23 protein-coding genes are annotated in these 24554 nt (G+C 55.7%); 16 read left to right on the top strand and 7 right to left on the bottom strand.

The window, feature by feature from the left end; all coding sequences use genetic code 11:
- Positions 1 to 21 precede the first annotated feature (21 nt).
- Complete coding sequence (locus RIB44_10020; protein MEQ8616917.1) at positions 22 to 702, bottom strand: hypothetical protein; 681 nt, start codon at positions 700 to 702, stop codon at positions 22 to 24.
- Between the two features lie 288 nt (positions 703 to 990).
- Between RIB44_10020 and RIB44_10015 the strand changes: the two genes are divergently transcribed.
- The 8 genes from RIB44_10015 (at position 991) to RIB44_09980 (ending at position 7229) form a co-directional block, all read left to right on the top strand.
- A complete protein-coding gene (locus RIB44_10015; protein MEQ8616916.1) occupies positions 991 to 2031 on the top strand; it encodes a thiamine phosphate synthase in 1041 nt (346 codons plus the stop codon).
- A gap of 193 nt (positions 2032 to 2224) precedes the next feature.
- Positions 2225 to 3307: a mannose-1-phosphate guanylyltransferase gene (locus RIB44_10010; GenBank protein ID MEQ8616915.1), complete on the top strand. Its 1083-nt coding sequence runs from the start codon at positions 2225 to 2227 to the stop codon at positions 3305 to 3307.
- A gap of 30 nt (positions 3308 to 3337) precedes the next feature.
- Complete coding sequence (locus tag RIB44_10005) at positions 3338 to 3751, top strand: hypothetical protein (protein MEQ8616914.1); 414 nt, start codon at positions 3338 to 3340, stop codon at positions 3749 to 3751.
- Between the two features lie 2 nt (positions 3752 to 3753).
- Positions 3754 to 4203, top strand: coding sequence for a Holliday junction resolvase RuvX (gene ruvX / locus RIB44_10000; protein ID MEQ8616913.1), 450 nt, complete (start codon positions 3754 to 3756; stop codon positions 4201 to 4203).
- Positions 4200 to 4772 carry a hypothetical protein gene (locus RIB44_09995; protein MEQ8616912.1) on the top strand — a complete coding sequence of 191 codons (573 nt, stop codon included), beginning with the start codon at positions 4200 to 4202 and terminating at the stop codon, positions 4770 to 4772. The genes ruvX and RIB44_09995 overlap by 4 nt, the downstream gene beginning before the upstream one ends.
- A gap of 5 nt (positions 4773 to 4777) precedes the next feature.
- Positions 4778 to 5653, top strand: coding sequence for an SDR family oxidoreductase (locus RIB44_09990; protein ID MEQ8616911.1), 876 nt, complete (start codon positions 4778 to 4780; stop codon positions 5651 to 5653).
- A gap of 239 nt (positions 5654 to 5892) precedes the next feature.
- A complete protein-coding gene (locus tag RIB44_09985) occupies positions 5893 to 6675 on the top strand; it encodes an MBL fold metallo-hydrolase (protein ID MEQ8616910.1) in 783 nt (260 codons plus the stop codon).
- A 227-nt stretch (positions 6676 to 6902) separates the two neighbouring features.
- Entirely contained in the window at positions 6903 to 7229 is a 327-nt protein-coding gene (locus RIB44_09980) for a calmodulin-binding protein (protein ID MEQ8616909.1), read from the top strand.
- A 96-nt stretch (positions 7230 to 7325) separates the two neighbouring features.
- Here the strand turns inward: RIB44_09980 and RIB44_09975 are convergent, their stop codons facing one another.
- Positions 7326 to 8603, bottom strand: a complete 1278-nt coding sequence (locus tag RIB44_09975; protein ID MEQ8616908.1) for a M20 family metallopeptidase — start codon at positions 8601 to 8603, stop codon at positions 7326 to 7328.
- Between the two features lie 476 nt (positions 8604 to 9079).
- Between RIB44_09975 and RIB44_09970 the strand changes: the two genes are divergently transcribed.
- Positions 9080 to 10162, top strand: coding sequence for an Mrp/NBP35 family ATP-binding protein (locus RIB44_09970; protein ID MEQ8616907.1), 1083 nt, complete (start codon positions 9080 to 9082; stop codon positions 10160 to 10162).
- Positions 10163 to 10288: 126 nt separating this feature from the next.
- Here the strand turns inward: RIB44_09970 and RIB44_09965 are convergent, their stop codons facing one another.
- The 5 genes from RIB44_09965 to RIB44_09945 form a co-directional block, all read right to left on the bottom strand.
- Positions 10289 to 10600 carry a hypothetical protein gene (locus RIB44_09965; protein MEQ8616906.1) on the bottom strand — a complete coding sequence of 104 codons (312 nt, stop codon included), beginning with the start codon at positions 10598 to 10600 and terminating at the stop codon, positions 10289 to 10291.
- Positions 10601 to 11880: 1280 nt separating this feature from the next.
- Positions 11881 to 12663 carry a site-2 protease family protein gene (locus RIB44_09960; GenBank protein ID MEQ8616905.1) on the bottom strand — a complete coding sequence of 261 codons (783 nt, stop codon included), beginning with the start codon at positions 12661 to 12663 and terminating at the stop codon, positions 11881 to 11883.
- Positions 12664 to 12712: 49 nt separating this feature from the next.
- Positions 12713 to 13969, bottom strand: coding sequence for a lipid-A-disaccharide synthase (gene lpxB / locus RIB44_09955; protein MEQ8616904.1), 1257 nt, complete (start codon positions 13967 to 13969; stop codon positions 12713 to 12715).
- Between the two features lie 178 nt (positions 13970 to 14147).
- Positions 14148 to 15488: an MFS transporter gene (locus tag RIB44_09950; protein MEQ8616903.1), complete on the bottom strand. Its 1341-nt coding sequence runs from the start codon at positions 15486 to 15488 to the stop codon at positions 14148 to 14150.
- A gap of 223 nt (positions 15489 to 15711) precedes the next feature.
- A complete protein-coding gene (locus RIB44_09945) occupies positions 15712 to 17139 on the bottom strand; it encodes a UTP--glucose-1-phosphate uridylyltransferase (protein MEQ8616902.1) in 1428 nt (475 codons plus the stop codon).
- 359 nt (positions 17140 to 17498) lie between these two features.
- On the opposite strand from RIB44_09945, the gene metK reads away from it, so the two are divergent.
- From metK to RIB44_09910, 7 genes are all read left to right on the top strand, one after another.
- On the top strand, positions 17499 to 18680 hold the full coding sequence (gene metK / locus RIB44_09940; GenBank protein MEQ8616901.1) for a methionine adenosyltransferase: 1182 nt from the start codon (positions 17499 to 17501) through the stop codon (positions 18678 to 18680).
- Between the two features lie 180 nt (positions 18681 to 18860).
- A complete protein-coding gene (locus tag RIB44_09935; GenBank protein ID MEQ8616900.1) occupies positions 18861 to 19754 on the top strand; it encodes a hypothetical protein in 894 nt (297 codons plus the stop codon).
- A 78-nt stretch (positions 19755 to 19832) separates the two neighbouring features.
- Positions 19833 to 20315 carry a 2-C-methyl-D-erythritol 2,4-cyclodiphosphate synthase gene (gene ispF / locus RIB44_09930; protein ID MEQ8616899.1) on the top strand — a complete coding sequence of 161 codons (483 nt, stop codon included), beginning with the start codon at positions 19833 to 19835 and terminating at the stop codon, positions 20313 to 20315.
- Positions 20316 to 20388: 73 nt separating this feature from the next.
- Positions 20389 to 22179: a cysteine--tRNA ligase gene (gene cysS, locus RIB44_09925; GenBank protein ID MEQ8616898.1), complete on the top strand. Its 1791-nt coding sequence runs from the start codon at positions 20389 to 20391 to the stop codon at positions 22177 to 22179.
- Positions 22180 to 22181: 2 nt separating this feature from the next.
- Positions 22182 to 22676 (top strand): crossover junction endodeoxyribonuclease RuvC, encoded by a 495-nt coding sequence (gene ruvC, locus RIB44_09920; GenBank protein ID MEQ8616897.1) that lies wholly within the window; start codon positions 22182 to 22184, stop codon positions 22674 to 22676.
- A 90-nt stretch (positions 22677 to 22766) separates the two neighbouring features.
- Positions 22767 to 23396 carry a Holliday junction branch migration protein RuvA gene (gene ruvA, locus RIB44_09915; GenBank protein ID MEQ8616896.1) on the top strand — a complete coding sequence of 210 codons (630 nt, stop codon included), beginning with the start codon at positions 22767 to 22769 and terminating at the stop codon, positions 23394 to 23396.
- 63 nt (positions 23397 to 23459) lie between these two features.
- Positions 23460 to 24323, top strand: a complete 864-nt coding sequence (locus RIB44_09910; protein ID MEQ8616895.1) for an alpha/beta hydrolase — start codon at positions 23460 to 23462, stop codon at positions 24321 to 24323.
- The last annotated feature ends 231 nt before the right edge of the window (positions 24324 to 24554 follow it).

Genomic DNA, 24554 nt, shown 5'->3' with positions numbered 1-24554 from the left:
GGCCGTCAGCAATCGTGACGGTTAAGCGACTCGTCGCTGGTCTTGTTTGTCTTCTTCGTCGTTCTTATTGTCGGTGGTTTCGTTGGTAATCGGAAGGATTACCGGAGGGTCTTCTTCGACTTCAATGGTTACTTCTTCGAGTGTCTCGATCTCGTCAGGTTCTTCTTGAAGCAGCCGTCGCTCGGCAGCGATTTCTGCTTGCCACTGACTCGCGGCTTCCAATTTTTCGATTCGTTCTAGCTCCTGGCAAGCATCCTCAGTGCGATCAAGGCGGCGCCATAGGGTTGCCAGCATCAAACGCGACGCGACATCTTGTTTCTCACTCTTAAGAATCTTCAGCAGCATCTTCTCAGCACCAACCCAATCACCGGCCAGATACTTCTGCTGAGCCTCTTTGAATCTCAACTCACTACGCTGATCGTGGTCGAGGCCATCCTTCTCCGCGAACTCCACCAAGTACCGTCGCCAGTCGGCTCGAGCCTCGACCCATGCGAGCAACCAAATGACCGCCAGCACAACCGCACCAGCAGGTTTCACTCTCGCGGGTAACCACTCGTTCCAAACAAGCGTGGAAACCAACCACACGTTCAGCAGTACCGTAAATCCTACCGCCAGCGCCAAACCTGCCCAAGACCCCCGATTCCACAGATGCGGGAGTCCTGGCCATAAATAGGCGGTCCAGTGGAGTTTCGGCTGCTTCACAGTTGCCGGTCCTCATGCGACCCAGTCGCGACGATGACGACTAAATCAGCGGTTGGGGAAGTGTAGCCCGCTAGGGGTAGGTTTCAAGCCATCGCTCGCCGCGCAGCAAATGACGCCGACGAACCGTTTGCCCGTTGTGGGAACAGTCTAAAGATAGCGATAATAACGAGTTCGGGCGAGATCGGTTTGCAGCGAGAAAGTCGGCAGGGGGCAGTTCTAAGTCGGCAGTCTTGTTGGTGAATCAGTCGAAACTGCCCCTTGCCCCCTGACTACTGCCCACTCAAGTTCATGCCAGCACCTGATTCTTCAACCATCCGACTTCTTGATGCCTCGCTCAATCGGGCAACCGAGGGCCTGAGGGTCGTGGACGACTTCGTGCGGTTTATCCTAGACGACTCGCATCTCACCGGCTTGGTGAAGCAACTCAGGCACGATCTGGCAACGACGTCCAATGTGATTCTCTCCGAGCAGCGACACGCGACGCGGAACATGGCCGGAGATGTTGGGGCGAGCATCACCACCGACAGCGAAACGAATCGGGAGGACACTGTTGCCGTTTGCCAGGCAAGTTGCCAGCGTACCAAGCAGTCGCTCCGGAGCCTCGAAGAATTCTCGAAAGTCTTCGATGGCGATTTGGCGGCTCAGTTCGAACAACTTCGCTATCGGTTTTACGAGTTCGAAGCAGCACTAGGCCGGACACTCAACTCGCGGGAACGCCTGCGTGACATCAAGCTCTGCGTCCTGATCGATGGCTGCAAAAACGAAGACGCTTTTACTACGCTCGTTGGACAGTTGGTCGAAGCGGGTGTGGGTATGATCCAACTCCGCGACAAGAAACTCGATGATCGAGATCTCGTTGAGCGGGCCAAACGACTTGCCACGCTGACCCGCGACAAACCAACTCTGGCAATCATCAACGATCGGGCCGATATCGCTGCCTCCGCAAGTGCCGACGGGGTTCATCTCGGTCAGGAAGACCTCGCACCCGCTGCTGCAAGAAAGATCATTGGTCCTGATCGACTCATTGGTATCTCCACACATTCGATTGACCAAGCACGGCAAGCCGTGATCGACGGGGCGAACTATTTAGGAGCGGGACCGACGTTTCCATCCAAGACGAAAAAGTTCGACAAGTTCTCTGGGCTTGAGTATCTGAAAGAAGTCGCCACTGAAATCACTCTGCCGACGTTCGCTATAGGCGGGATCGACGCAGAGAACCTCGACCAAGTGATCGAGGCGGGGATTGAACGCATCGCATTGAGCGGGGCAGTGGCAAGCTCTCAGGAACCAGGCAAGTTGGCGGAAAACCTGCTAAGCAAGCTTAAATGACGTGCCTAGCCGCAGTGCTACGCATTGCCGGTAGCCTGGGCCACAAGGCAGTAGAAATCTGTACAAAGTAAACAGCCCTGAAACCTGGGCTCCCGGCGTTGCGTAGCAACGCGGCTACGAAGGTCGGTCGCAACGCGTTATCATACTGGCTTTCCATAAGAACTCCCCAAAGTCGCATTCAACGTTTCCATCTATGCTTCACGCAATCATCATGGCCGGAGGAACCGGCACGCGTTTTTGGCCGGCAAGTACTGCCCAGCGTCCCAAGCAACTACTGAACCTCGTCGGCGATGAATCAATGATTCGTCAAACCGTAAGTCGCTTAGGAGACTTGGTGACGCCGGAGCAAACACTGATCGTCACCAATCGACGACTGTTGGATACGATCAGCGAGCAGCTACCCGAGCTTCCCCCCGCCTCGCTCGTCGGCGAGCCTTGCAAACGGGATACGGCCCCCTGCATCGGGCTCGCGGCTTTGCTCGTCAGCAAGAACGACCCCGATGCGACAATGGCGGTCATGCCGGCGGATCACGTCATTCGCTCAGAAGGCCGATTTCAAGAGGCCGTTCGCCAAGCGGCTTCGCTGGTGGACGACCAACCCGATCGGATCGTCACGTTTGGCATCCGCCCGACTTATCCGGCGGAAATCTTCGGCTACATCCAGCGGGGAGCCCACATTGAAACGCACGATGGCGAGGCACCCGCGTTCGTCGTCAAACAGTTTCGCGAGAAACCCGACGCAGCGACCGCGACACAGTACGTCGCTGAGGGAGACTTCTACTGGAACTCAGGGATCTTCATCTGGAAGGCGAAGACCATTCTCGATGCGCTCAAGAAACGCCAGCCGGAGATGCTCGCCCATCTAGAGAAAATCGTCGAAGCCTGGGGCACCGATCAGCAGGAGCAAACGTTTGAGAAAGAGTTCACCGCAATCAACGGCATCTCGATTGACTATGCCGTCATGGAACACGCCAAGAACGTCGCCGTGATCGAAGCCCCTTACGATTGGGACGATCTGGGTGGCTGGAAGTCGCTGGAACGGCTCGTCGGAACGGATAAAGACAACAACACCGTGGTGGGCAAGCACTTGGGCTTGAACACGAGTGGCTCGATCATCCGTAGTGAAGACGACCACCTGATTGTCACCCTGGGACTCAAGAATTGCCTCGTTGTTCACACCGAGAACGCGACACTCGTCGCGAATAAGGATGATGAGGAGTCGATTCGCCAAGTTGTGAAAGAGCTTGAGTCGCGAGGTTGGACTGAGTATTTATAGCAATCATGTCTGATGAATTGAGGAACGAATATGAACAGTCAATACGCACTGCTTGCGAAAGATCGAGTTCCCAGCCAAAGCGATTGGCAAAAATCCATTGACGAGTGCGGTTTTGATTTCAAGCTTGATCCAGATCTAAAGCCTTTCGAAGATTCTGGTTTCTTGCCGTGTAAACTGCGTGACAGAGAAGCGGGCTTTGAAATCTATTATGAAACATCTGCCGAAGCTTTAGCTGAGTTTAATTCTATTGCGCCTTCGGCGACGTGCTCTATTGAATTTACTTGGGGTGGTGAGATGATCGAATGTGCATCAGCAATGATAGCCTCTTATGCGCTCGCTAAAGACTTTGGCGCTACAGTCAGCTATGAAGGCGAAGAGCCCTATTCAAATCTCGATCAATTCCTCAATGACACCAAAGCAATTATCGAGGATGCCCTAAAGTAAGCATGCCTTCAACTCGCATCATCGGCATCGACTACGGCACCGTCCGCATCGGTCTTGCCACAGCGGATCTCGAACTGGGCATGGCAGGTCCTTTCGAAACCTACACACGTCGCAGTGAGAGACTCGACAAGGAGTACTTCACTCGACTCGCTAAAGAAGAACGCCCCGTGCGATTCGTCGTCGGTCTCCCCGTCCACCTCAGCGGTGAGGAGAGTCAGAAGTCGCATGAAGCACGACAGTTCGGCAAGTGGCTCGGGGAACTGACTGGCGTGCCCATTGAATACTTCGACGAGCGTTACACTTCCTCCGAAGCGGAGGCGATTCTAGGTGAGGCGAATCTCACCAAGAAAAAACGTAAGGCACGGCTCGATCAACTCGCGGCGCAGATTATGCTCACGGCCTATCTCGAAGCCGGGGCAAAGGGGCAGAGTGATCCGGGGGGAATTGAATGAGTCATAAAGAGAAAGATGACCAGCAACCTCTCAACGACGAATCAATTGAAACATCAGCCGATACGCTCAATCAGGTTGCGAGAAAGCTTGGAGTCCTCGAGCCCGAGTACCTCTTGAAACTTGCCCAAGAACCGTTGTTGCTAGAACGCCAGTCTGATGCTGGCTATGAAGCTTACCGGTTCTATCACAAGCCGTACAAACCGCACCTGTACCCCGACGCCGTCAATCAGCTCATTAGAATCGAATGCCTTGATGGCGATTTCCTTCTGACAGCAAAAACTTGTCACCCAGCGAAGTGGGATATCAAACCCTGGAAGCTGCATTGCGAAAAGCGAATTAGTCAGAGCGAATTCCGAAATTTAGCAAGCAGCTTTGAGCGTGCTGACTTTTGGAATCTCAAAAGAGAATTGGCTTACGAGGGCCCTTTATCTCCAAGCAGCTACCACATCGAAGGCGTCAAATCGGGCGTGTATCATAGCGTTTTCCGATATATGCAACTTCCAGATGACTTGGATCGTTGCTTTCAACAAGCCCTGGACTTGGCCGGCCTAGAGAATAGCGGAGATTAGACCAAATGGACCGTCTCGTTTTCGGTTGTGGTTACCTTGGCGAAAGAGTCGCTGCCCTGTGGCGTGAAGCTGGCGATACCGTTTACGTCGTTACTCGTTCGATGGAATCGGCGGTCGCTTACCGCGAGTTTGGCTACGAGACGATCGTCGCGGACGTGACAGAGCCGGAAAGCTTTGGCGAGCTGCCAGAAGTCGAGAGCGTCTTGTTTGCCGTGGGATATGATCGGACCTCTGATCACTCGATCGATAAAGTTTACAGCCAGGGTGTTGCGAATGTTCTCGCTGCTTTACCTGCAAGCGTCGAGCAATTCGTCTATATCAGCACGACTGGGGTTTATGGCGACGCAGGCGGAGAAATCGTGGACGAAACGACACCGCCAGATCCTCAGCGGGCTGGCGGGAAGGCATCGTTGGCGGCTGAGAATCACCTAGCCAGTTCGCGGCTAAGCCGGCAAGCGGCTGTGTTGAGGCTGGCGGGAATCTATGGGCCTGGGCGAATTCCCTACCTCGAGAAGCTTCAAGCGGGCGAACCGATTGCTGCCCCAAGTGAAGGTTGGCTCAACCTCACACACGTGGACGATGCGGCACGAGTCGTCGTCGCGGTCGATCATTGGCTCTCTGGCCGTGCCGCTTCAGCGGCCCGGCTTGAAACCTTCAACGTCAGTGACGGCTCCCCAGTAATCCGCGGCGATTACTATCGCGAAGTGGCCCGCTTGATCGGAGCCCCAGAACCAAAGTTCGCTGAGCCCGACGCGGACTCGCCCGCCGCTGCCCGGGCAGCTTCTAACAAGCGTATTAGCAACTCGAAGCTCATGGAAACTATCGAGGTGAACCTGAAGTACCCCAGCTATCGTGAAGGCTTGGCGGCGATTCTCAAGTAAGGCTTGCAAATCAACCCGAGCCGAGGAGCGTCAGCTCTCGGGTCTATGCTGGTTCGAGCACAACCCGAGTGCTTACGCATCTCGGCTCAGGGACGATTCTCCTATTGAGAATTGTTCTCGATTGCTCGATTCTAAGCCCGAAAACAATCGTCACCGTTGCCAGTGTGTGGCTGCGCTCTTTAGAATTGCGGTTGCTCAAGCACGACCTACTGTAAATCGACTAAGCCAAACCCGACGCCATGCTCGAACGGACTCCACTTTTCCCGCACGTTATCGAACTGAATCATCAGGCCCAGCGCCGCATCACTTGCAGCGTTTATCTGATTTACGACGACGCTGAGTGGGCCCTGATCGACATTGGCTACGAAGACGCAGTCGAAGACTGCATTGACTTGATTCGCGAGCTTGACTTCCCGTTCAGCAAATGCAAGACGCTGATCGCTTCGCACGCCGACGTCGATCACATCCAGGGGCTCGCGAGTGCCAAGCAGCTCCTTAAAACCACGGTCATGGCACATCCCTTGGCTGCGAAGCACCTAGAGGCGGGCGATGCGATTGCTACGTTCGCGGAGATTGCTGCCCAGGATATCCATTTGGAAATGCCTCCCGTGGAAGTCGAGAACCAAGTGAAAGATGGTGACGTGCTGAAAATCGGCAGCCTGGAACTTGAAGTTTGGCACACTCCGGGGCACACCGACGGCCAATTGAGCTTCAGAATGGGCGATCTGCTGTTCTCTGGCGACAATATCTTTGCCGATGGCTGCGTGGGGGCGATCGACGCCCATCACGGTAGCAGCATCCCCGATTTTATTACCTCGCTAGAACGCATCAAGGCAAGCGATGTGCAGTGGCTCCTCCCCAGCCACGGCCCCGTTTTCCGCAAGGACAACGCACTGATCGACAAAACGCTAGCACGCCTGGAGACCTACCTGCACATGGCCGACTTCGGCACCTGTGCGATCGACTGGCCTCTGATGGATCAGTGGGAGAAGGACTTGGTTGAAGGGAAAATGCCCGAGTAAAGAATACCCAATGACCAAGTCCAAATGACCAATGACACGCTGTCCAGTCGCTTGCAATTGGTCATTTCGACTTGGTCATTGGTCATTCAGAGCTGGTAACTTTTCCCGATCGTAGCGGTTATTCCCTCAACCCGAGCCCCTCCTTGGGCCGATTCCCTTTCTAAGAGCTTATCTGCCCGCGTCCGCGCATCGAGTGCGGAGGGCGAACTGATCGAAGGGGAGCAATCATGATCCGTCGGATCTGCCTGGCAAGTCTTGCCTGCGCTGCATTTGCTTGCGTCAACTCGCAAGAAGAAGCCAGCGCCCAACAAGCCTACGGCCGCCACTGGAATTCAACGTACACCACCCAGGACTGGAATCGGTTCTACCACTACCCGTACGTGTACTATCCGCAAAACTTCTGGGGCGATGAGTACTATCGCAGCGCTGATAGCCTCTATCACCGTTACCCGCCCGAAATGCGTATCCCGGTTTATAACCGGCACTGGCATAACTACTATCCGAATCGTCGGAAGTACCACACCGGGCATCACTTCCATCTTGATGTGTTTTGATGCATGAGCTCTCGAGCCGACTAGCGTGAGCGGTCGGGCAGTAGCGCGAGAGAGTCCAACCAGACAGCTTACGCTAGTCGGCTCGCGGTGTGACAATTAGCCACTTTGAGAGTCGAGCGCTAGTCGCCGGTAAACCTCAGTCGCTTGCTGGAGCTGCTCCACATTAATCCACTCATCAGCGGTGTGGGCTTGGTCAATCGACCCAGGGCCAAACACCACGCTCGGAATCCCTGCGGCTGCCAACGTGGCGGCGTTGGCGCCATAGGGTACTCCAGTCAGCTCGCTCGAGCCGCAGACCTCGGTAGCAATCTCTGCAACTTGATTGGCAAGTTCGAGATTCTCTCCCTCAGCCAGACCGTGGCTCTCCATCCAGGGCGTTTCGTGCTCGATCCGGCAACCATCTAGAACAGCCCGGCTGTTGATCCAATCAATCATCTCCTGCCAAGCCTCTGTCGGTGTTTCATCAGGAGAGAGGCGACGGTCGATGTTCACCTTTGCCGATTCGGGGACAGTGTTCGCTCCGGTTCCGCCCTGGACCGTCGTAACACTAACCGTCGGACCGCCGCAGCGTTGGTCTTTTGGTCGCTGGGCCAAAACCTCTCGCTCGTAGCTTCTGACGCACTCGATGACGGAGGCCATTGCGTAAATCGCGTTCTCGCCCTGCTCGGGTTGAGAAGAGTGAGCCGCTCGACCGTGTGTTGTAACCTGCCAGCGAACGACGCCACGATGGGAGACAACCACGTTTAGCTCGGTCGGCTCGGCAACGATTGCTACATTTGGTCGAAAAGTTGACGTTAGCAAAGTCGGTCGAAGTGGGCCCTTCGCTTCCTTCCATGCCTCAACAACCTCACCTTCGTCGTCGCTCCAAAGTTTGTTCAGAGCGCGAATTCCACTGAAACCGCACTCTTCGTTAATCGTAGAGGCCAACAAAATGGGTTTGCGATAGGCGACAGACCGTATCGTGCTGAGCGCGGCCAGAATCGCGGCTAGACCACCCTTCACGTCACAGGCTCCACGACCGTAAATGCGGCCATTACGCTCTTGTGGCTCGAATGGAGGAACTGTCATCCCCTCTGTGGCAACGGTATCTTGATGGGCTTCGAAGAGTATTACCGAAGTATTCCCCGTTTCATGTGCCTGTATCGCCGCATCGTGCAAGTCTTCCTGAGCGAGCCCCACCAAGGCCAGGAAATTGTCACGACCGTCGTGCACTTTCTGCCGAAGCCAAGGCCAGCCTTGCTCCTCCGCAAAAGCCTGCAGAAAGGCTGTTACGCGGCTCTCTCCTGCGTTTGGGTCCGTGTTAGCGGTTAACCGCGGATTCACGCTCGGCAGGGCGATAAGCTGCTTCAGGAGGTCTAAGGGATCGGGCGACATATCGCTTGTTGCTAGAATGGCTTACGTCGAATTGCATACAAATCTGGACGGAATTATTCGTGAATTAGAGCATATTTATCACCAAGTTCTTGCAAATTCCAATTTCGTTCATTAACATCGTTAACATGCGTTGGCTCGTCTGACGCAGAACTTGCCCTTCGCGGGTTGCTGCCCCATCCGCGAAGGGTTTTTATATGCGCTGATCTCTCTTGCTAGGTCTAGCTCGCTGTGCTGGCTCTTCAGTGGCTGGGGCATCCTGCCCCAGTAATGCTACCCAATTGCCGTGCAAGCGCGGCTGGAAGCCACAGCCACGGCCTCTCGCTTGTTTACACTGCATTACGCCTTGGATTCTTATGCGGTAGCAGTATTGTAGAGGGTTGCTCGTTGAGCATCGGGATGCGCGCGAGTTTCCTATCATATTCCACAGAAGACACAGCTTTCTGCTCCGCGGAGCGGTACTGATTGGAGATTGTTTGATGTCAGACGAGGCCATCGACCCGCAACTTGTAGAGAACTTACTTGCAGACTTTCCTGACCCCGAGACCGGGCGTGGCCTAAAAGTCATGGAACAGATTGCCGACGTGAAAATCGATGGTCAACAAGTGGCCGTCAAGATCGGCCTCACCACCTATTCTGCGCCCCTTTGGGAGCAGACGCAGCAAACGATTGAAGATCGGCTGAAGGAGAAGTTGCCAGGTTCTCCTCAAGTCAAAGTCGAAATTGTCCCACATGATCGACCTGCTGAACCGATTGGCAGCATCGGCCTTAGGGCCAAAAGCGTAATTGCCGTGGGCTCGGGTAAGGGTGGCGTGGGTAAGAGCACCGTCGCCGCGTCGATCGCTTACGGCTTAAGCAAGAGCGGCTGCAAAGTGGGCATTATGGACGCCGACGTCTACGGACCGAGTATCCCTCACCTACTGGGCATCCCTGACGAGAAACTGACTGCTGAAAACAAGCAGCTTGAGCCGATCGAGACTGACGGGATGAAGGTGATGAGCATGGGCTTCCTCGTCCCCCCCGGCGAGGCGGTCGTTTGGCGTGGCCCAATGCTCCACGGAGCCGTGACTCAGTTCCTGCGGGACACAGCCTGGGGCGACCTCGACTACCTGATCATCGACATGCCCCCGGGCACTGGTGACATCGCCCTTACGCTCTCGCAACTCCTGCCGCTCACTGGAAGCGTCGTCGTCTGCACGCCCCAAGAAGTGGCCCTGCTGGACGCTGTGAAGGCAATCGCCATGTTCCGTAAGGTTAACATCCCTGTTCTCGGGATGGTCGAGAACATGAGCTACTTCCTTTGCCCCGACAACGGCAAACAGTACGACATCTTTGGCAGTGGCGGCGCACGCACCAAGGCGGAAGAACTTGAGGTGCCGTTCCTGGGAGAAGTTCCAATCCAACTGCCGATCCGCGAGCGTGGCGACTCAGGTGAGACTTCTGGAAACCTCACTGACGCTCAGTCGGGACCTTACTACGAGCGCATCTGCTTCAACTTAGTGGACTTCATCACTAGTGCCCGCGTCGAAGCACCACCGATGCCAACGCTCTCGGTGTTATAGTCCCACCAATCCATTGCTCTCGTTCCCACGCTGAGTGTGGGAACGAGGCTAGGACGGCTACGAAAAAGGGCCGCTGCGTCGCGAGGCAGCGGCCCTTTTCGATAGTGTTGCCGAGAAAACTACGGTCTAGCGTTTCTTCTTACGAGTCTTACGCTTGGCCGTCTTCTTCTTAGCGGCTTTTTTCTTCTTGGTTTTGCGCTTAGCCGTCTTCTTCTTGGCGGCTTTCTTCTTGGTCTTGCGCTTAGCCGTCTTCTTCTTGGCGGCCTTTTTCTTCTTCGTCTTCTTCTTAGCGGCCTTTTTCTTCTTGGCTGCTTTCTTCTTTGTCTTCTTCTTGGCTACCTTCTTCTTAGCCGACTTCTTCTTGGCGACCTTACGTTTCGCCTTTTTCCGTTTTGGTGCTGCTTTTTTCTTTTTAGCAGCTCGCTTCTTCTTGGCCACAATCAATCCTCCTAAAAAAAGTTTTGGCGATGCGTGCCTCTCGACCTCGGGCAACCCTCTCAAGGGTTCTCTTGAGGCCAGGCTACAAAATCTCGCATCACACTAACTAATCAATACGACCGCTCATCCGGAGCAAGCCGCTCGTCTCCGTCTCGCCTGACGAATCCTTCCCAGCTAAGCAGTCGCCAGGTCACATGTTTCGTTGGCATCGTGAGACTTGCTCTTGTTTTGTGAGAAGCATCAACAAGGGTTGAAGACTGATCACAAAACGAGTGCATGCATCAGTTCGCCGTATTTGTACGCATCATCGAAATTTCTGCAACACTTTTTCAACAAAAAAATATTGGAGAGAGCCGTCCAATAGGTTCAAGAGACGCAGCATGAGGGAACACTTCAACTCTTTTCAATGACTACGACGCATGAAATTCGTGACACAGCACGCAACTCGAAGTACAACAGTCCGCGCTTCCTTTTGCAGCCGCATTGAGATAGCGCTCGAGCAATGAAGGAGAGTCGATCATCGATCCTGAGGGACCAAGCTAGGTGCCATGAAACGACTCGCGACTCGCTACGAAGCGTTCACTGGCTTACTTCGATGTGAAACGAAAACAACTCCCTCGACACCGCAGCTAATCAGCATTCGGGAAGGCGAACTTGGTCGCAAAACACTTTATTTGCAGCACATTAACACTCTCAATGGAACTCGTACCGCGTTGGGCCCGACTACAAGACCGCTACCTAACATGCGATCAAAACAACGAAGCCCGAGGAGAATGTCGTCCCAATCGCCTTCGACAAACCCCAACACTTCCCTGCCAACGAACTTGCCGAGAAGATTACAATGAAAGTTCGTTTGAATGATGAGGACTGGGCACCGAGCAGCAGCCAATGAACTCCTAAGCCGATCTAGTTGGCGTCAAAAAGTGGTTGATAACGGCGCTGCGTGCAACAAGTTTTTCCACGCGTGTTGAACGCAGAATGGCACGAAAAAATTTTTCAATTTTTTTGAACTTTTTTTCTGAAATCGATGTTTCGAATGCCTTAAACGGAATTTGAATCGCAAATTCAGACCGTGAGATGTTTTGCACGGCGCGGTAACGAGTTGCGATTCGCAATCAAGGATTTAGTTTCAACACTGTTTGAGCGAGAAGACTTTTCACACTGCTCTGATATCGCTTCGCATTTTATTGCGTTGAGTCAGACACACTCGAACGAAGTCTCAATGTGAGATGCAAGAGATCAATATCTTGTGTTCCAAATACGCGACAAGCTGTTGATGGCTACCAACGGCTTGAGCTGTAACTTTGATACGTGCGGTAATTTATATAGGCCAAATAACCAAACATGAACGCCATAAAGAGGCTACCGCTAAACAACCCAATGACTGCGACAACTCCCCCAGTGATCATGCTGAGTTGCAAAGAAAGAATGATGCCGCGATGAGGCTGCTGTATCGTGAGTAGTTCCCTCGCAACACGGCCGCCGTCGAGCGGATAGAGAGGCAGCAGGTTCAAGATGCCCCACAAGATATTGATCTGCATGAAAGAGGACACGAGATAATTCGCTGCCTTCGAATCGTAGGGTTCCCAGAAGAACTGACCGAACAATATCGGGAATGCGATTACTTGATCGGCATTGATCGCCGCGAAATCGATCTCGCTTCCCGACTGCCAACCGATGGCATGCCCTGAGAGCCTCACCAACAGGAAACCAACAATCGCCAAGAGAAATCCGGCCATCGGTCCCGCCAAGGCGATTTCGATCTGGGAGCGCGGAGATTGTTCTTCGCCCTCACTGATGGCAAGGCCGCCGAAACTATGAAGGACAATCCGTGCTCTTCCTCCATAGCGGCGTTGCATGAAAGTGTGACCAAGCTCATGGACGACGATCGACACGAACACCGCCGCCACCCAAACGAGCAACTTCACTGGCGGCGTTCCCTTCGTTCCTCCACTGATGCCCAGCAGTACGGCAATCAGCCAAAACAGCGGATGGACGCGCACGGGAAAATCAAAGATGCGGAAGTGCAGATCGTACTGCGACCGTGGCGGTTCGAAGAGCATGTGCTGGTGAAGCTAGAAGCGAGAGTGTGGATAGAACTATCGCGTTAGCTTACGCCGCACCAGCAAGGCTTGTCGAGTTGCCTTCGAGGGATCTACTAAGAACGTTTGCAATGTAATCCGCTGCTCGCTCTGAAGCACCGCCCTGCCCTACGCGCTCGCGGAGCTCTTGCAACTGCTCAACTCGCCGCTCCATCGCTTCAGGATTCCTCAGCCATTCAATCACGTGGGCCGCCATCTCGCCGGTTCGATCTTCCGCGGTGAGGTACTCCGGCAGCAACACGTGCGCATCGCGGACGTCCTGCGGATCGTAGACCCCGACGGGGCGAGTGTCGAACGGATTCTCCGCGGTGATCAAGTTCACCAACGTAATGTACCTGACCCGGCGAACGAACTTCTGTAGCCAGAAAGCGAATCGCCCCACGCGGTAGTGAATCACACTTGGCTTAGCGTGATAGAGCAACTCCAGCGAAACGGAGCCCGAGCACGCCAAGCAACAATCTGCCGCTTCAATGAGCTCCGCGGTGCGTTCGGTGTGCACCTCGATCGCGACTTGTCGGTTAGTCGGACCCGGAGCTGTGGCTAAGTCGCGAGCGGCCCATTCTCGTGCGGTTTGAGCTTGCGACTCTTTAAACGCTGCAATCGCGAAACGTGCGTCTGGGACTTGTGCCGAAATCAGCTCGGCAGTTCGCAGGAATGCGTCAAGATTCGCCGCGACTTCCTGATCACGCGAGCCGGGGAGAATCGTTACCAACGGAACCGCACCTTCTCGCTGCTGTTCGACGAAAGCTGCATCGAGAGGCCTTTGTCGTAGCTCGTCGAAGTAGGGATGGCCTACATAAGTCGCATTGACTCCGCGCTCACGAAACCACTTCTCTTCAAACGGTAGCTTACAGAGAGCATGGTCAATGTACTTACGCATCTTCTTGATGCGATACTCCGCCCAAGCCCACAGTTGGGGCGTGCCGTAGTAGAACACCGGGATGTCGTGCTTCTTCGCCCGACGGGCGATCCACCAGTTAAAACCTGGGTAGTCGATCAGAACTACGGCATCGGGCTTCTGTTCTCCAAAGTAGCGATCAGCCCGCTTGAGCAGACCCAAAAACTTATGAATGTTGAGCAGAACTTTCACAAACCACATTACGGCAAGCTTGGTGAGGTCTTCGTGAAGCTCACACCCAGCCGCGGTCATCTTCGGTCCGCCGTAGCCGACGAACTTGCAGTCAGGTAACTCTGCGCGGAGTGAGTTGATCAGATTTGCACCGTGCAGGTCGCCCGAGGGCTCGCCGACGGAGAAGAAAATTTTCATCAGAGGTACTCACGCAGCACGAAGTCTTAGAAACGCGACGCCAGAATTGAAGGCTGCGGAGTATGACAAACGAGGAAGAATGTTGGAACCTCGTTTCGAGAGATCCATTTCGCCGCGGGTGCTTACACCGCGCTGGCACTTTGATCGCGGTGCAAGCACCCGCGGCGAAATAGGGACGCTACTCGTGCCGAGGCTCTTCCAGGCGATAAGTCTGCAGCCCAGCGAGCGCCAGCACCACTGCACCAACCGCGAAAATGGGCACGTAGCCGATCTGACCGATTAGAAAGCCGACCGGGACCGAACCGACAATCGCGGGCAGTGCCAAACACATTCCCATCGCGCTGACATAGCGGGGATGCTCTTCCGCGGGAGCGACTTCAAGCGTGTAGTTGATGAGAATGCGGATCGTCACCGGCGTGAAGCCGATCGGCACGTAGATCAACCAGAACCAACTTCGACTCGCTTCCTCTGGTAGCAGCGTAAGCACGACCGCCGTCAACGGCGCGAGCGCGGCACCCAGCAGCGTAAGCCGCAACGCCGCGCGATTCCCCAACCAGTCAGCGATTGGGCCGACAACCAAGCTGAAGATTGCCACGGCGGTATGTTGCACGAAGATCCATTTCATCAAGATCGTCAGCGGCACTTGACCCTCCGCGCGTCCGAGGGTTTGGTAGTGGGGAAACATCATAAACGTCACACTGAAGAGCACAGCCACCAACGCTAAATTCGCAAAGTTCGGGTTCTCATAGCGAGTGTTCCAGGCGTTGACGAACCGTTGCCCCAGGGGCGTGATTTGCTCCTCGAAGTCATCCGACTCCTCAACCGTCGAACCAACAGCCACTGACCCGAGCGCAAACGCCAGAGCAGGCATTGCGAAAATCCAAGCAAAGCCGGTTGAAGCACTCTCTAGCCACCCGGGCAACCAGATCCAAGCGGCAAGGATGGAAGTTGGCGCACCCACCAAGACTGCCGTTGCGAACAGGCGGCCACGAAGGTTGGGGCGAATCAGTTTTCCTTGTAGTGAGTGAGCAGCAAGCTGAGTGATTCCCACCGTGACAAAGAAGAATCCGTACAGAGCCAGAAACAAGTACGGCATCCAAGAAGCCGCCGTCCCGTCGGCTCGTTGCCACCAGCCCTTCAGCCAAACAACGGACAGAACTGCAAAAGGAATCGCTGCGACGAACGAACCGACAGCGACCACCCACTTCTTCTTCGGCAGCACTTTCAAGCGGCGAGCAAACAAGACCTGCGGAACACTGAAACCCAATCGATTCAGCACTGGCAGACAGCTACGCAACACCGGGCCGCCGCCGATGTAGTCCATGAAGGCTGGCATGATGAGCGTCTCGGTCTTGAAAATCCAACCGATCCGCAGCAGCACCTGATGCAACGCGAGGCAGGCGAAGTTACGAACCACTCCTGTGCTTTGCGTCGTTGAAGACTCGGGATCCGCAACTGCATCAGGAAGCGTCGCCGCTGGGAGCTCTTGAGGAGGCGACTCTTCGACCAGTTGCGACATGAGTGAACTTTTCGGCAGGCGGGATTCGCTGAGCGAATTCGTAAAGGCGGGAAAATCTATTGTAACAGCTACTCGAATGACACGAGCCAGCAGCCTCGGTTCACCATGCTTAACAATCAGTAGCCGCGACTTTACAAGTCGCCGGAGTACGAGGGGAGGCAATCGTTGCGAGCAATTTTCCGGTGAGCTGTTAGCTCGCGGCTGTTAGCAGCGCAAGTTATGCCTACTTGGTGAGGTACTGCGACTCGGTGAACTCCTGCCCCGGCTTAACGAACTCCGCAACCGCCTGAGCATCGTAACCGGCCAACGGGCTGATTTCGATGTTTACGCCGTCAGCAACCTTTGCACCTGCGGACTCGAGCCAGCGACGATGCTGGTCGAGCATGAAGGAGCGGACGTACTCTGGCGTGTCTTTGGGCGCACCCGACGCGTTCTTCAAGGGAGCGAAGACCTCGCGTTCTTCAAACTCAACGACAATGGGACGTTTCGCTTGCGGCAACAGGTCGAAGATGAAACGCTCGAACTTTAGCGCGTTCTTCCCATCTGGCTCGACCGTTACACCTTGCTCATCTATGTACGCCGCCTGCTTATGAGCCGTATGAAACGGCAGAGAATCCTTGAGCGTGAGCGAGCGTTCCAAGAAAGCCACGTCGAAAACATGGATGGCGATGCTGCCTGCCCAAAACTTCAGCGCGCCCTTGTCGTCAAGCTGCACGGCGACATCGGCTGGGAAATCGCTGTATTCAATTACATGCAGGCGACCGTCGATCGAGACGAAGTTTCCGAGTTTCTCCTCGGCGGTTTGCTTGGCGATCGTGAGGGACGTGAGTTCCGATTCAGCCAACAAGTGAGAACCGATTAACTCTTCGTCACCGATCGGTGCAAGAGGATTATCGACCTGAAAGTAAAACAGTTCTTTGATTCCGTGGCGATGCATGTGCTCGATCGCCCCGCTATCAGCCAACGCGGCAACCGTACCCCCGTGGCCATTGGGGCTGAGGAACAACTCATCCTTAGCAGAGAGCAACACCTTTCCGGTCGCCTGATCCACCGCGGGCATCGTCCCCTGGCAGAAAATCACCAGATCGTCTTCGTCGAGACCAAACCGTTGGTGCTGCTCAACAAATTCAACTGTGTCTTCGTGAGTCACAGGGCTAGTCATCAGATACAACGGCGGTGTCTTGCCATAGCGTTGTCCGATGGCGCGAACCTTTTCGATATGGATCTGTAAGAGTGTCGCCTCGGAGATTGGTCCGATCGGGTACAAGCTTTTGGGTTTCTCGAACCCCAACCGACTCCCCTGCCCGCCCGCGACTAACAGCACCCCCACCTCGCCAGCTGCTAAGGCCGCTTGGCCACGCTCTTTTGCCTCTTCGGGAGCTAAGCCGAGGGCCGTTTTTGCGTTGCTTGCTCGCTCTTCGAGCCGCACTGCCGCCGGCGGTTCAGCCTGAGCCGAAAGCTTGCCCCAGTCTGGTTGCTCAACTTCACCTCGATAGAGCGAAGCCACCAATGCAAAGTCAATCGCCTCGATCTGGTTCGCAAGCTGTGCTTGTCCGGCCTCATCAAGTTCGTCCCAGAAAGCCACCAGATGTTCCTGCCCGTGAGGCGCAAGCTTCTCTAGGAGTTGATCTTTGGTCATGGCGGCGCTCAAGATGATTATCCTCTCACCCAGACGTAGGCTAACCAGCACAGCAGCGGGAAACCGACGAACACCAAACCGTAGGTGACGATCGAAGTCCAGACGTGACGGGGCCAGCGTGCCATGGGGATTGCAAAATCGTGACGTTCTCAAAGGGACGAATCGCTTTCAATTATCGAGCCGATCTCCGGCGCTGGCTAGACCTCTGGCTTCCGACTTCGGACTTCAGGACTCACAAGTCGACCGCATGAGCCCTGAAGCCAGAGGTCTGAAGCCTCAACCTGGCCCGTTGCTCATCCACCCCTCCAGTCGCTATACTCGACCGATTCCAAAGTTCTAACCAAACAGACGTATCTCAGGAGATTGGTCCCGTGGCATCCGGAAAATACCTATTCACAAGTGAAGCTGTCAGCATGGGTCATCCTGACAAGCTGGCCGATCAGATCTCCGATGGCGTTCTCGATGCCCTTTTCGCCCAAGACCCGAATAGCCGCGTCGCCTGCGAAACAATGGTCACGACCGGAGTCGTCGTGATCGCCGGCGAAATCAGCACCAAAGCAACCGTGGACATGCAAAAAATCGTCCGCGAAGTGATCCAAGACGTCGGCTACACCGATGCTTCGATGGGCATCAGTGCTGAACATTGTGCTGTGATGGTGGCCATCGACGAACAGAGCGCCGACATCGCGATGGGCGTTGATTCGGACGAAGCAAGCGGGAAGGACGTCGGTGCGGGCGACCAAGGCCTGATGTTTGGCTACGCCTGCAACGACACCCCGGAGCTGATGCCGCTACCGATTGCTCTCTCGCACCGCATCCTGAACCGCCTAACCGCTGCTCGCCAAAATGGCGACGTCGATTGGCTCCGCCCTGACAGCAAGAGCCAAGTCACTGTGGAATACGATGGCACGACGCCAGTACGCATCGACACGGTGGTGATCTCTACGCAACACGCCCCAGAAGTAACCAACGACGAGATTCGCAAATACATCATCGAAGAAATCATTAAGCCGGAGCTTCCTGAGGATCTGTTCGATGGCGATATCATCTACCACATCAACCCAACCGGGCGTTTTGTCGTCGGTGGTCCTCACGGTGACTGCGGCCTAACCGGACGCAAAATTATCGTCGATACCTACGGCGGTTGGGGTCGCCACGGCGGTGGTGCGTTCAGCGGTAAGGACCCCACCAAGGTCGATCGCAGTGCCGCTTACATGGCCCGCTACGTTGCAAAGAACATCGTTGCCTCGGGGCTGGCCGACCGCTGCGAAGTGCAACTCGCGTATGCCATCGGCGTGAGCGAGCCTGTGAGCATCTATGTCGATACCGAGGGAACTGGCAAGATCGAAGACTCGGCAATCTGTGATCTCGTGAAGGAGCATTTTCCCCTCACCCCAGCGGGCATCATTGAGCATTTGCAACTGCGCCGCCCCATCTTCCGCAAGACCGCCGCGGGTGGTCACTTCGGAAGAAGCGAGCCCGAGTTCACCTGGGAAAAGACCGACGTGGCCGAGAAGTTGTCCGCCGCGGCTGAGGCAACGGCCTCGGCTTAGTTCAGCTGAATCCGAGACATTGAGGGCTTCGGACTTCAGACCTCAGGCTTCAGGGCCTTGTCGGTTACCATTCTTGCTCTGAAGCCCGGGGCTTGAAGTCCGAAGTCTTTGCTAGCACTCTCGCAGGTTTAGCGAACTGGGATAGTTCGCCGGGTGGCGATTCCGCTATCCTCCCCGGCAATGTCTGCCTTGCCTCAGCCCCAACTTCCGCCCCAGCCTCAACGGTCAGCGGGCTCTTCCGAGCCAACGCTCGCGGTTGCGCGGACGAATGATGAGGGCGAGTCGGTCATCCTCAAGACGACCGTTCTGGGAACTTTCGCGGCAATGCTTGTTGTTGGCACGGTGTTGAGTATTTGCCGCGTGTTCGAGTTCGCCACGGCTGACCTGACACGCGGCACACTGTTCACCATCGCTCTGACATCCACGATCGCCGCCAAGTTTGGTCGTCTCGCCTGGCGGCGGCATTATGGAACGCCTCGCACTAAGCCGGCACAGCGGTGGGACAACCTCGTTGGCTACGGTTCCTCGACAGGACTCATCCTACTGGCCGTCGGTTGCTGCTATCCGGCTTATCGCAACAGCGATTGGCTGATTTGGCTGCCGATGCTGATCGCAGACCAATTCTGGCGACAGACTTTCTTCGATAACGATCACCCCCTGGTCAAACTCGCCGATTTGCCATTGGACGAAGACGAAGCATCTGCCAACGAGGACTTATCTAACGAGCATCTCTTTGGCGACGTTACCTTCGCCGAAGAGGCTGTTAAAGATCTCGACGAGGGAATCCTACAGCAGCTTTTCCGGGTGCGTGAGGAAGACCACGAAGTAATCTACGGTACCGTCCGGGCCCAATTTGACGCTGGTCAGCAGCACGCAACGGTGCACGTCGGCTTCTGCCCGCCACTCGCCTCAGCACCCTCAGTCGAGACCGAAGCCTGCGACTTCGAGGAAGCCAAAGTGAAAGTGGCTCAAGCAATGGCCCACGGCGTCCGCTTAGATGTGAAACTCAGCGAACCTGCTGAAGAAGCCTGCTCCGTAGCGATCGACTTAGCAGCGACACCGCTCGCGGCTTAGTTGCGTCATTAGGCGGGTCAGCCCCATCGGCAAGCTTGCGTTGTTCGTATTTTCGCCAAGCGGTATAATCCGCGCTGTATGACCAGTTTACGGATCGGCCTAGGAGAAGACACACACCGCACCACCGGCGGTGGCCCACTGCGGATCGGCGGCATTGATGTGCCGCACCACCAGCACACTGCTGGCCACAGTGACGCCGACGTGTTGCTTCATGCCGTGACAGACGCTTTATTGGGCGCTGTTGGGCTGCCGGATATTGGTCAATTGTTTCCCAACACCGAGCAAGCAAACCAAGGACGTGACTCAGCTGAGTTTCTCAGGCTCGCCTACGACCAAGTCAGAGAGGCGGGGTACGAGCTCGCAAACCTCGACGCGGTGGTTGCGGCACAAGAACCGAAGCTCTCTCCTCACAAAGAAGCGATCTGCTGCCGCATCGCCGAAATCATGGACGTCGATCGCAACCAAATCAACGTGAAAGCCAAGACCGGCGAAGGCGTCGGCCCCGTTGGTCGCGGAGAAGCGATTGAAGCACGAGCGGTCGTGTTGGTTGAGAAAACATAGTTTAATCATGTGCACCGGCAGGCTGTTAGCCTGCGGCTGCCTAGCAATTACTGACACTTGAAAATAGATTCCCATGCCTACCACTACTGAAGCTGTCACGAAGCAACCAGCGCTCTCTGAGCCGCACCCCTCGTTGCACATCTACAACACGCTCTCGAAGAAAAAGGAACCGTTCCGAACCGTCGAGAAGGGCAAGGTCGGCATCTACCTGTGCGGGCCAACCGTTTACGACAAGGCACATATCGGCCACATGGTCGGGCCGGTCATTTTTGACTGCATGAAGCGATACCTCACCTACTGCGGCTACGACGTTAATTGGGTCGTGAACATCACCGACGTTGACGACAAGCTCATCAACAAGGCGAATGAGCGCGGCATCTCGATGTTGGAAGTCGCTGAAGAGAACATTCAGGACTACAACGACAACCTGGCAGCACTGGGTGTCGACACGATCGACCACTTCCCACGCGCCACCGACTGCATGGACGAGATCATCACGCTGATCGAGTCACTGGTGGAACAGGGCTTCGCGTATGCCTCGGACGGCGACGTGTACTTCGATGTCACCAAGGACGCTGACTATGGCAAGCTATCCAATCGCAGCCTTGATCAGTTGCAAGGTGAAGGTGGTGGTGGCGCTGCCAAGAAACGTGGTGCGGCCGACTTCGCACTTTGGAAATCGGCTAAGGAAGGCGAGCCCTCGTGGGACAGCCCGTGGGGGAAAGGGCGACCTGGCTGGCATATCGAATGCTCCGCAATGAGCCGCAAGTTACTGGGCGAAACCTTCGACATCCACGGTGGCGGGCTCGATCTTGTTTTTCCGCACCACGAGAACGAAATCGCCCAAAGCGAATGCTGCCACAACGCACCAATGGTCACTTACTGGGCCCACAACGGACTGCTCAGGCGTGATGCCAGCGCCGGCAAAATCGGCGGAAAATCCGAACGCGCAAGCAAATCAGACTCTGACTCGGGTGCTTCAGCACCCGAGCAACAATCCCCAGAAGAACAAGCCTCCGGAAAAATGAGCCGCAGCAAGGGCGCAGGCGGACTCGCCGACTTGATCGCCAAACAAGGCGGCGAACGTATCCGTTTCTTCCTCCTTCGTACGCATTATCGTAGTACCGTGTTGTTCAGCGAGCCGGCCATTGAAGAAGCAGCCACGGGGCTGGAAACCTTCTACCGCTTGTTCAAACGCTTCCATCGGATCACTCAGGGTGACTTCTACGCCTTGACCGCCCCCACGGAGCGCGGCGGCGGGATGCTTACTGACGACAGCATACCCGCCCTGAAAGCCGCTGGCGTATGTCGCGAGAAGTTCCTCGCCGCGATGGATGATGACTTCAACACGGGCGGCGCGATCGCTGAGTTGTTTGAACTCGCCAAGATCGCCAACAAATACTGCGACGAATTCGACCTAGAAGGTGCCGGCAAAGATGATGTAGCTGCCGTTGCAACGCTCGAACTGCTGATGACTTCCATCAAAGAACTGTCGAACGTGCTGGGTATTTTCTTAGAAGCCCCGCAAGAAAGTGGCGGTGACGATCTACTGGACGCCGTGATGACATTGGTGGTCGAACTACGCAGTGCCGCACGTTCCGCCAAGGACTTCGCCACTGCCGACGCGATTCGCGACCAGCTTGCTCCTTTGGGCGTTACGATTGAAGATCGTGGCGGAGAAGCTGAATGGTCCGGCGGCGGCGATGGCACACTCGACGGCGTGATGCAGCTACTTATCGAGCTTCGCCAGACGGCTCGCGAAAACAAGGATTTCGCCACCGGCGATAAAATCCGCGACGGGCTGGCTGCGGCGGGCGTGAAGTTGGAAGACCGCGCCGGCGGAGCCGAGTGGAGTCGCGGCTGAGCATGCGTGTCCTCGGCGTTGATCCCGGATTGAATATCACTGGCTACGGTGTGATTGATATCGCCGGCCGCCAGGTAAAGCTCGTTGAAGCGGGCGTCGTGCGTGGGAAGACACGCGGTTCGCTGACCGCTCGCGTTCGGGAAATCCATAACGGAATCGCCGAGGTCATTGATTCGCTCAAGCCGGAAGCGGTTGCCATCGAAAAGCTCTACAGCCACTACGATCGGCCTACAACCGCAATTCTCATGGGCCATGCCCGGGGTGTCATCGTGCTGGCAGCGGCGATGGCCGAGCTCGAAGTCGTTGACTATCCTTCCACGCAGGTCAAGAAAACGATGACTGGCAACGGACGTGCCCCCAAGGGCCAGGTGCAACTTGCCGTGCAACGCGAACTGCGATTGGCGAAACTCCCCGAACCCGCCGACGTCGCCGACGCCCTGGCGATTGCGCTCTGTCACGGTTACGCTGTGGATCACCCGAGTTCGCTTGCTCCGTAGTCCACGCCTCGTGCGTGGGACAACTTGATGAGCCGGGAATGCTGTCCACGAATTCCATCCCACGCCCAAGGTGTGGGCTACGAGAACACCATGATCACGAAGATTACCGGCACCACAATCGCCGCGAGCGGCGACTCTCTTACGCTTGGCGTTGATGCATATGAATATGAAATCTACATCCCCGAGTTCACCCGTCGCCAAGTGCAGGAGAACATCGGCAAGGAAATCAGCCTGCACACGATTGAGTACCTGGAAGGCAATCCGATGCAGGGGCGGATGACCCCGCGGATGATTGGCTTCCTCAATGCGGTTGAACGCGAATTCTTCGAACTGTTTTGCTCCGTGGACAAAGTGGGTGTGAAGAAAGCACTCCGCGCGATGGTTCGCCCCGTGCAGGAAGTCGCGGCGATGATCGAAGACCAGGACGCCAAAGGGCTCTCCGGACTTCCAGGCATCGGGCCTGCAACAGCCGAGAAAATCATAGCGACTCTCAGGCGAAAGATCCCCAAGTTCGCGCTGCTCATCGGTCGCGAGCTGCCCGCGGGAGGCGACAAGGTGCGCGACATCGCTTCCGAGGCGTTCGACGCCATGCGTGCATTGGGGCACTCCGACGCCGACGCGCGACGGCTGATTGACGAAGCGCTGGAGCGAAAGAAAAAGTACAAGGACGTTGATGAACTCCTCCGGGCGGTTTATGAACAAAGAGCGGGGACTTCCTAGTTCTCAGTTGGCAGTGTTCAGTTTTCAGAATTTGTTGGTCGCATCTTTGGAAGCAGCTGACCCATGAGCCCTGAATCTGGAAGCCCGAGGACCGATGCTCCAAAACTAACCATTCGGGCACGCTTTCTTCGTACGATTCGCAACCTGCTTGTTTTTTATCTGCTACTCTTGCTTATGCTCAGCATCTTTGAACGTTGGTTGGTTTTTCCCGCCCCGAGCCCTAGTGGTGTGGACCTGCAACCCGAGGGACTTGCGTTCGAGGACGTGTTCTTTGATGCCGATGATGGCACGAAGCTGCATGGATGGTATGTGCCGCACGATTCTCCGCGGGCTTACGTTCTTTATTGTCACGGCAATGGCGAGGATGTTCCGCGGTTGGCCAATCGATTGAAAGTATTGCACGACCGGATTGGCGTGGCGGTGTTTGCTTGGGACTATCGGGGGTACGGTCGGAGCGTAGGGACGCCGCACGAGGAAAACGTTGTCGCCGACGCGCGGACCGCTCAGCTTTGGCTTGCTGAACGGGCTGGCATCGATCCTGCGGAGGTCGTTCTCATCGGTCGCTCCCTCGGCGGTGCGGCGACGATTGCGGTGGCTGCTGAACATCCGGTCCGCGGGCTCGTGCTTGATCGCACGTTTGCCAAACTCACCGACGCGGCTGCCGTGCATTATCCGTTTATTCCTGTTCGCTGGATCATGCGAAACAAGTTCGATTCCTTGGAACGCATCACCAAGTACGAAGGCCCGCTGCTGCAAACCCACGGCACCGCCGACGAAGTGATTCCCTTCGCCCACGCGGAAAAACTTTTCTCCGCGGCAGCAAGCGAGCGAAAACGCTTCATGCGCGTCGAAGGCGCCAACCATAATGGGCCGCTGCCCGAAGAGTGCTATATGGCACTCGACGAGTTTCTTGATGCGTTGCCTTAAATATACAAGCCTTCCTGAGCGGTGATGCGTCAGCCCACGGGTCTGTGAATACCGCAACTTCGACCCGAGAGCTTACGCTTCACGGCTCACAGCACTTACGACGATCCTCGACTTCTGCACTTTTGCACAGCAGCTCGATTTCACTGTGCAAAAGTCGAAATGGTTCTCGGTTGCCACTAATCGCAAGCTCTTATTGGTAAGCAGTTTGTGCGTCGCCGACGCCGACACGGC

The sequence above is a fragment of the Lacipirellulaceae bacterium genome (assembly GCA_040218535.1).
Lineage (GTDB): Bacteria > Planctomycetota > Planctomycetia > Pirellulales > Lacipirellulaceae > Adhaeretor.
The sequence above is the reverse complement of the archived record's forward strand: the minus strand, read 5'-3'. Positions and strand labels throughout refer to the sequence as shown.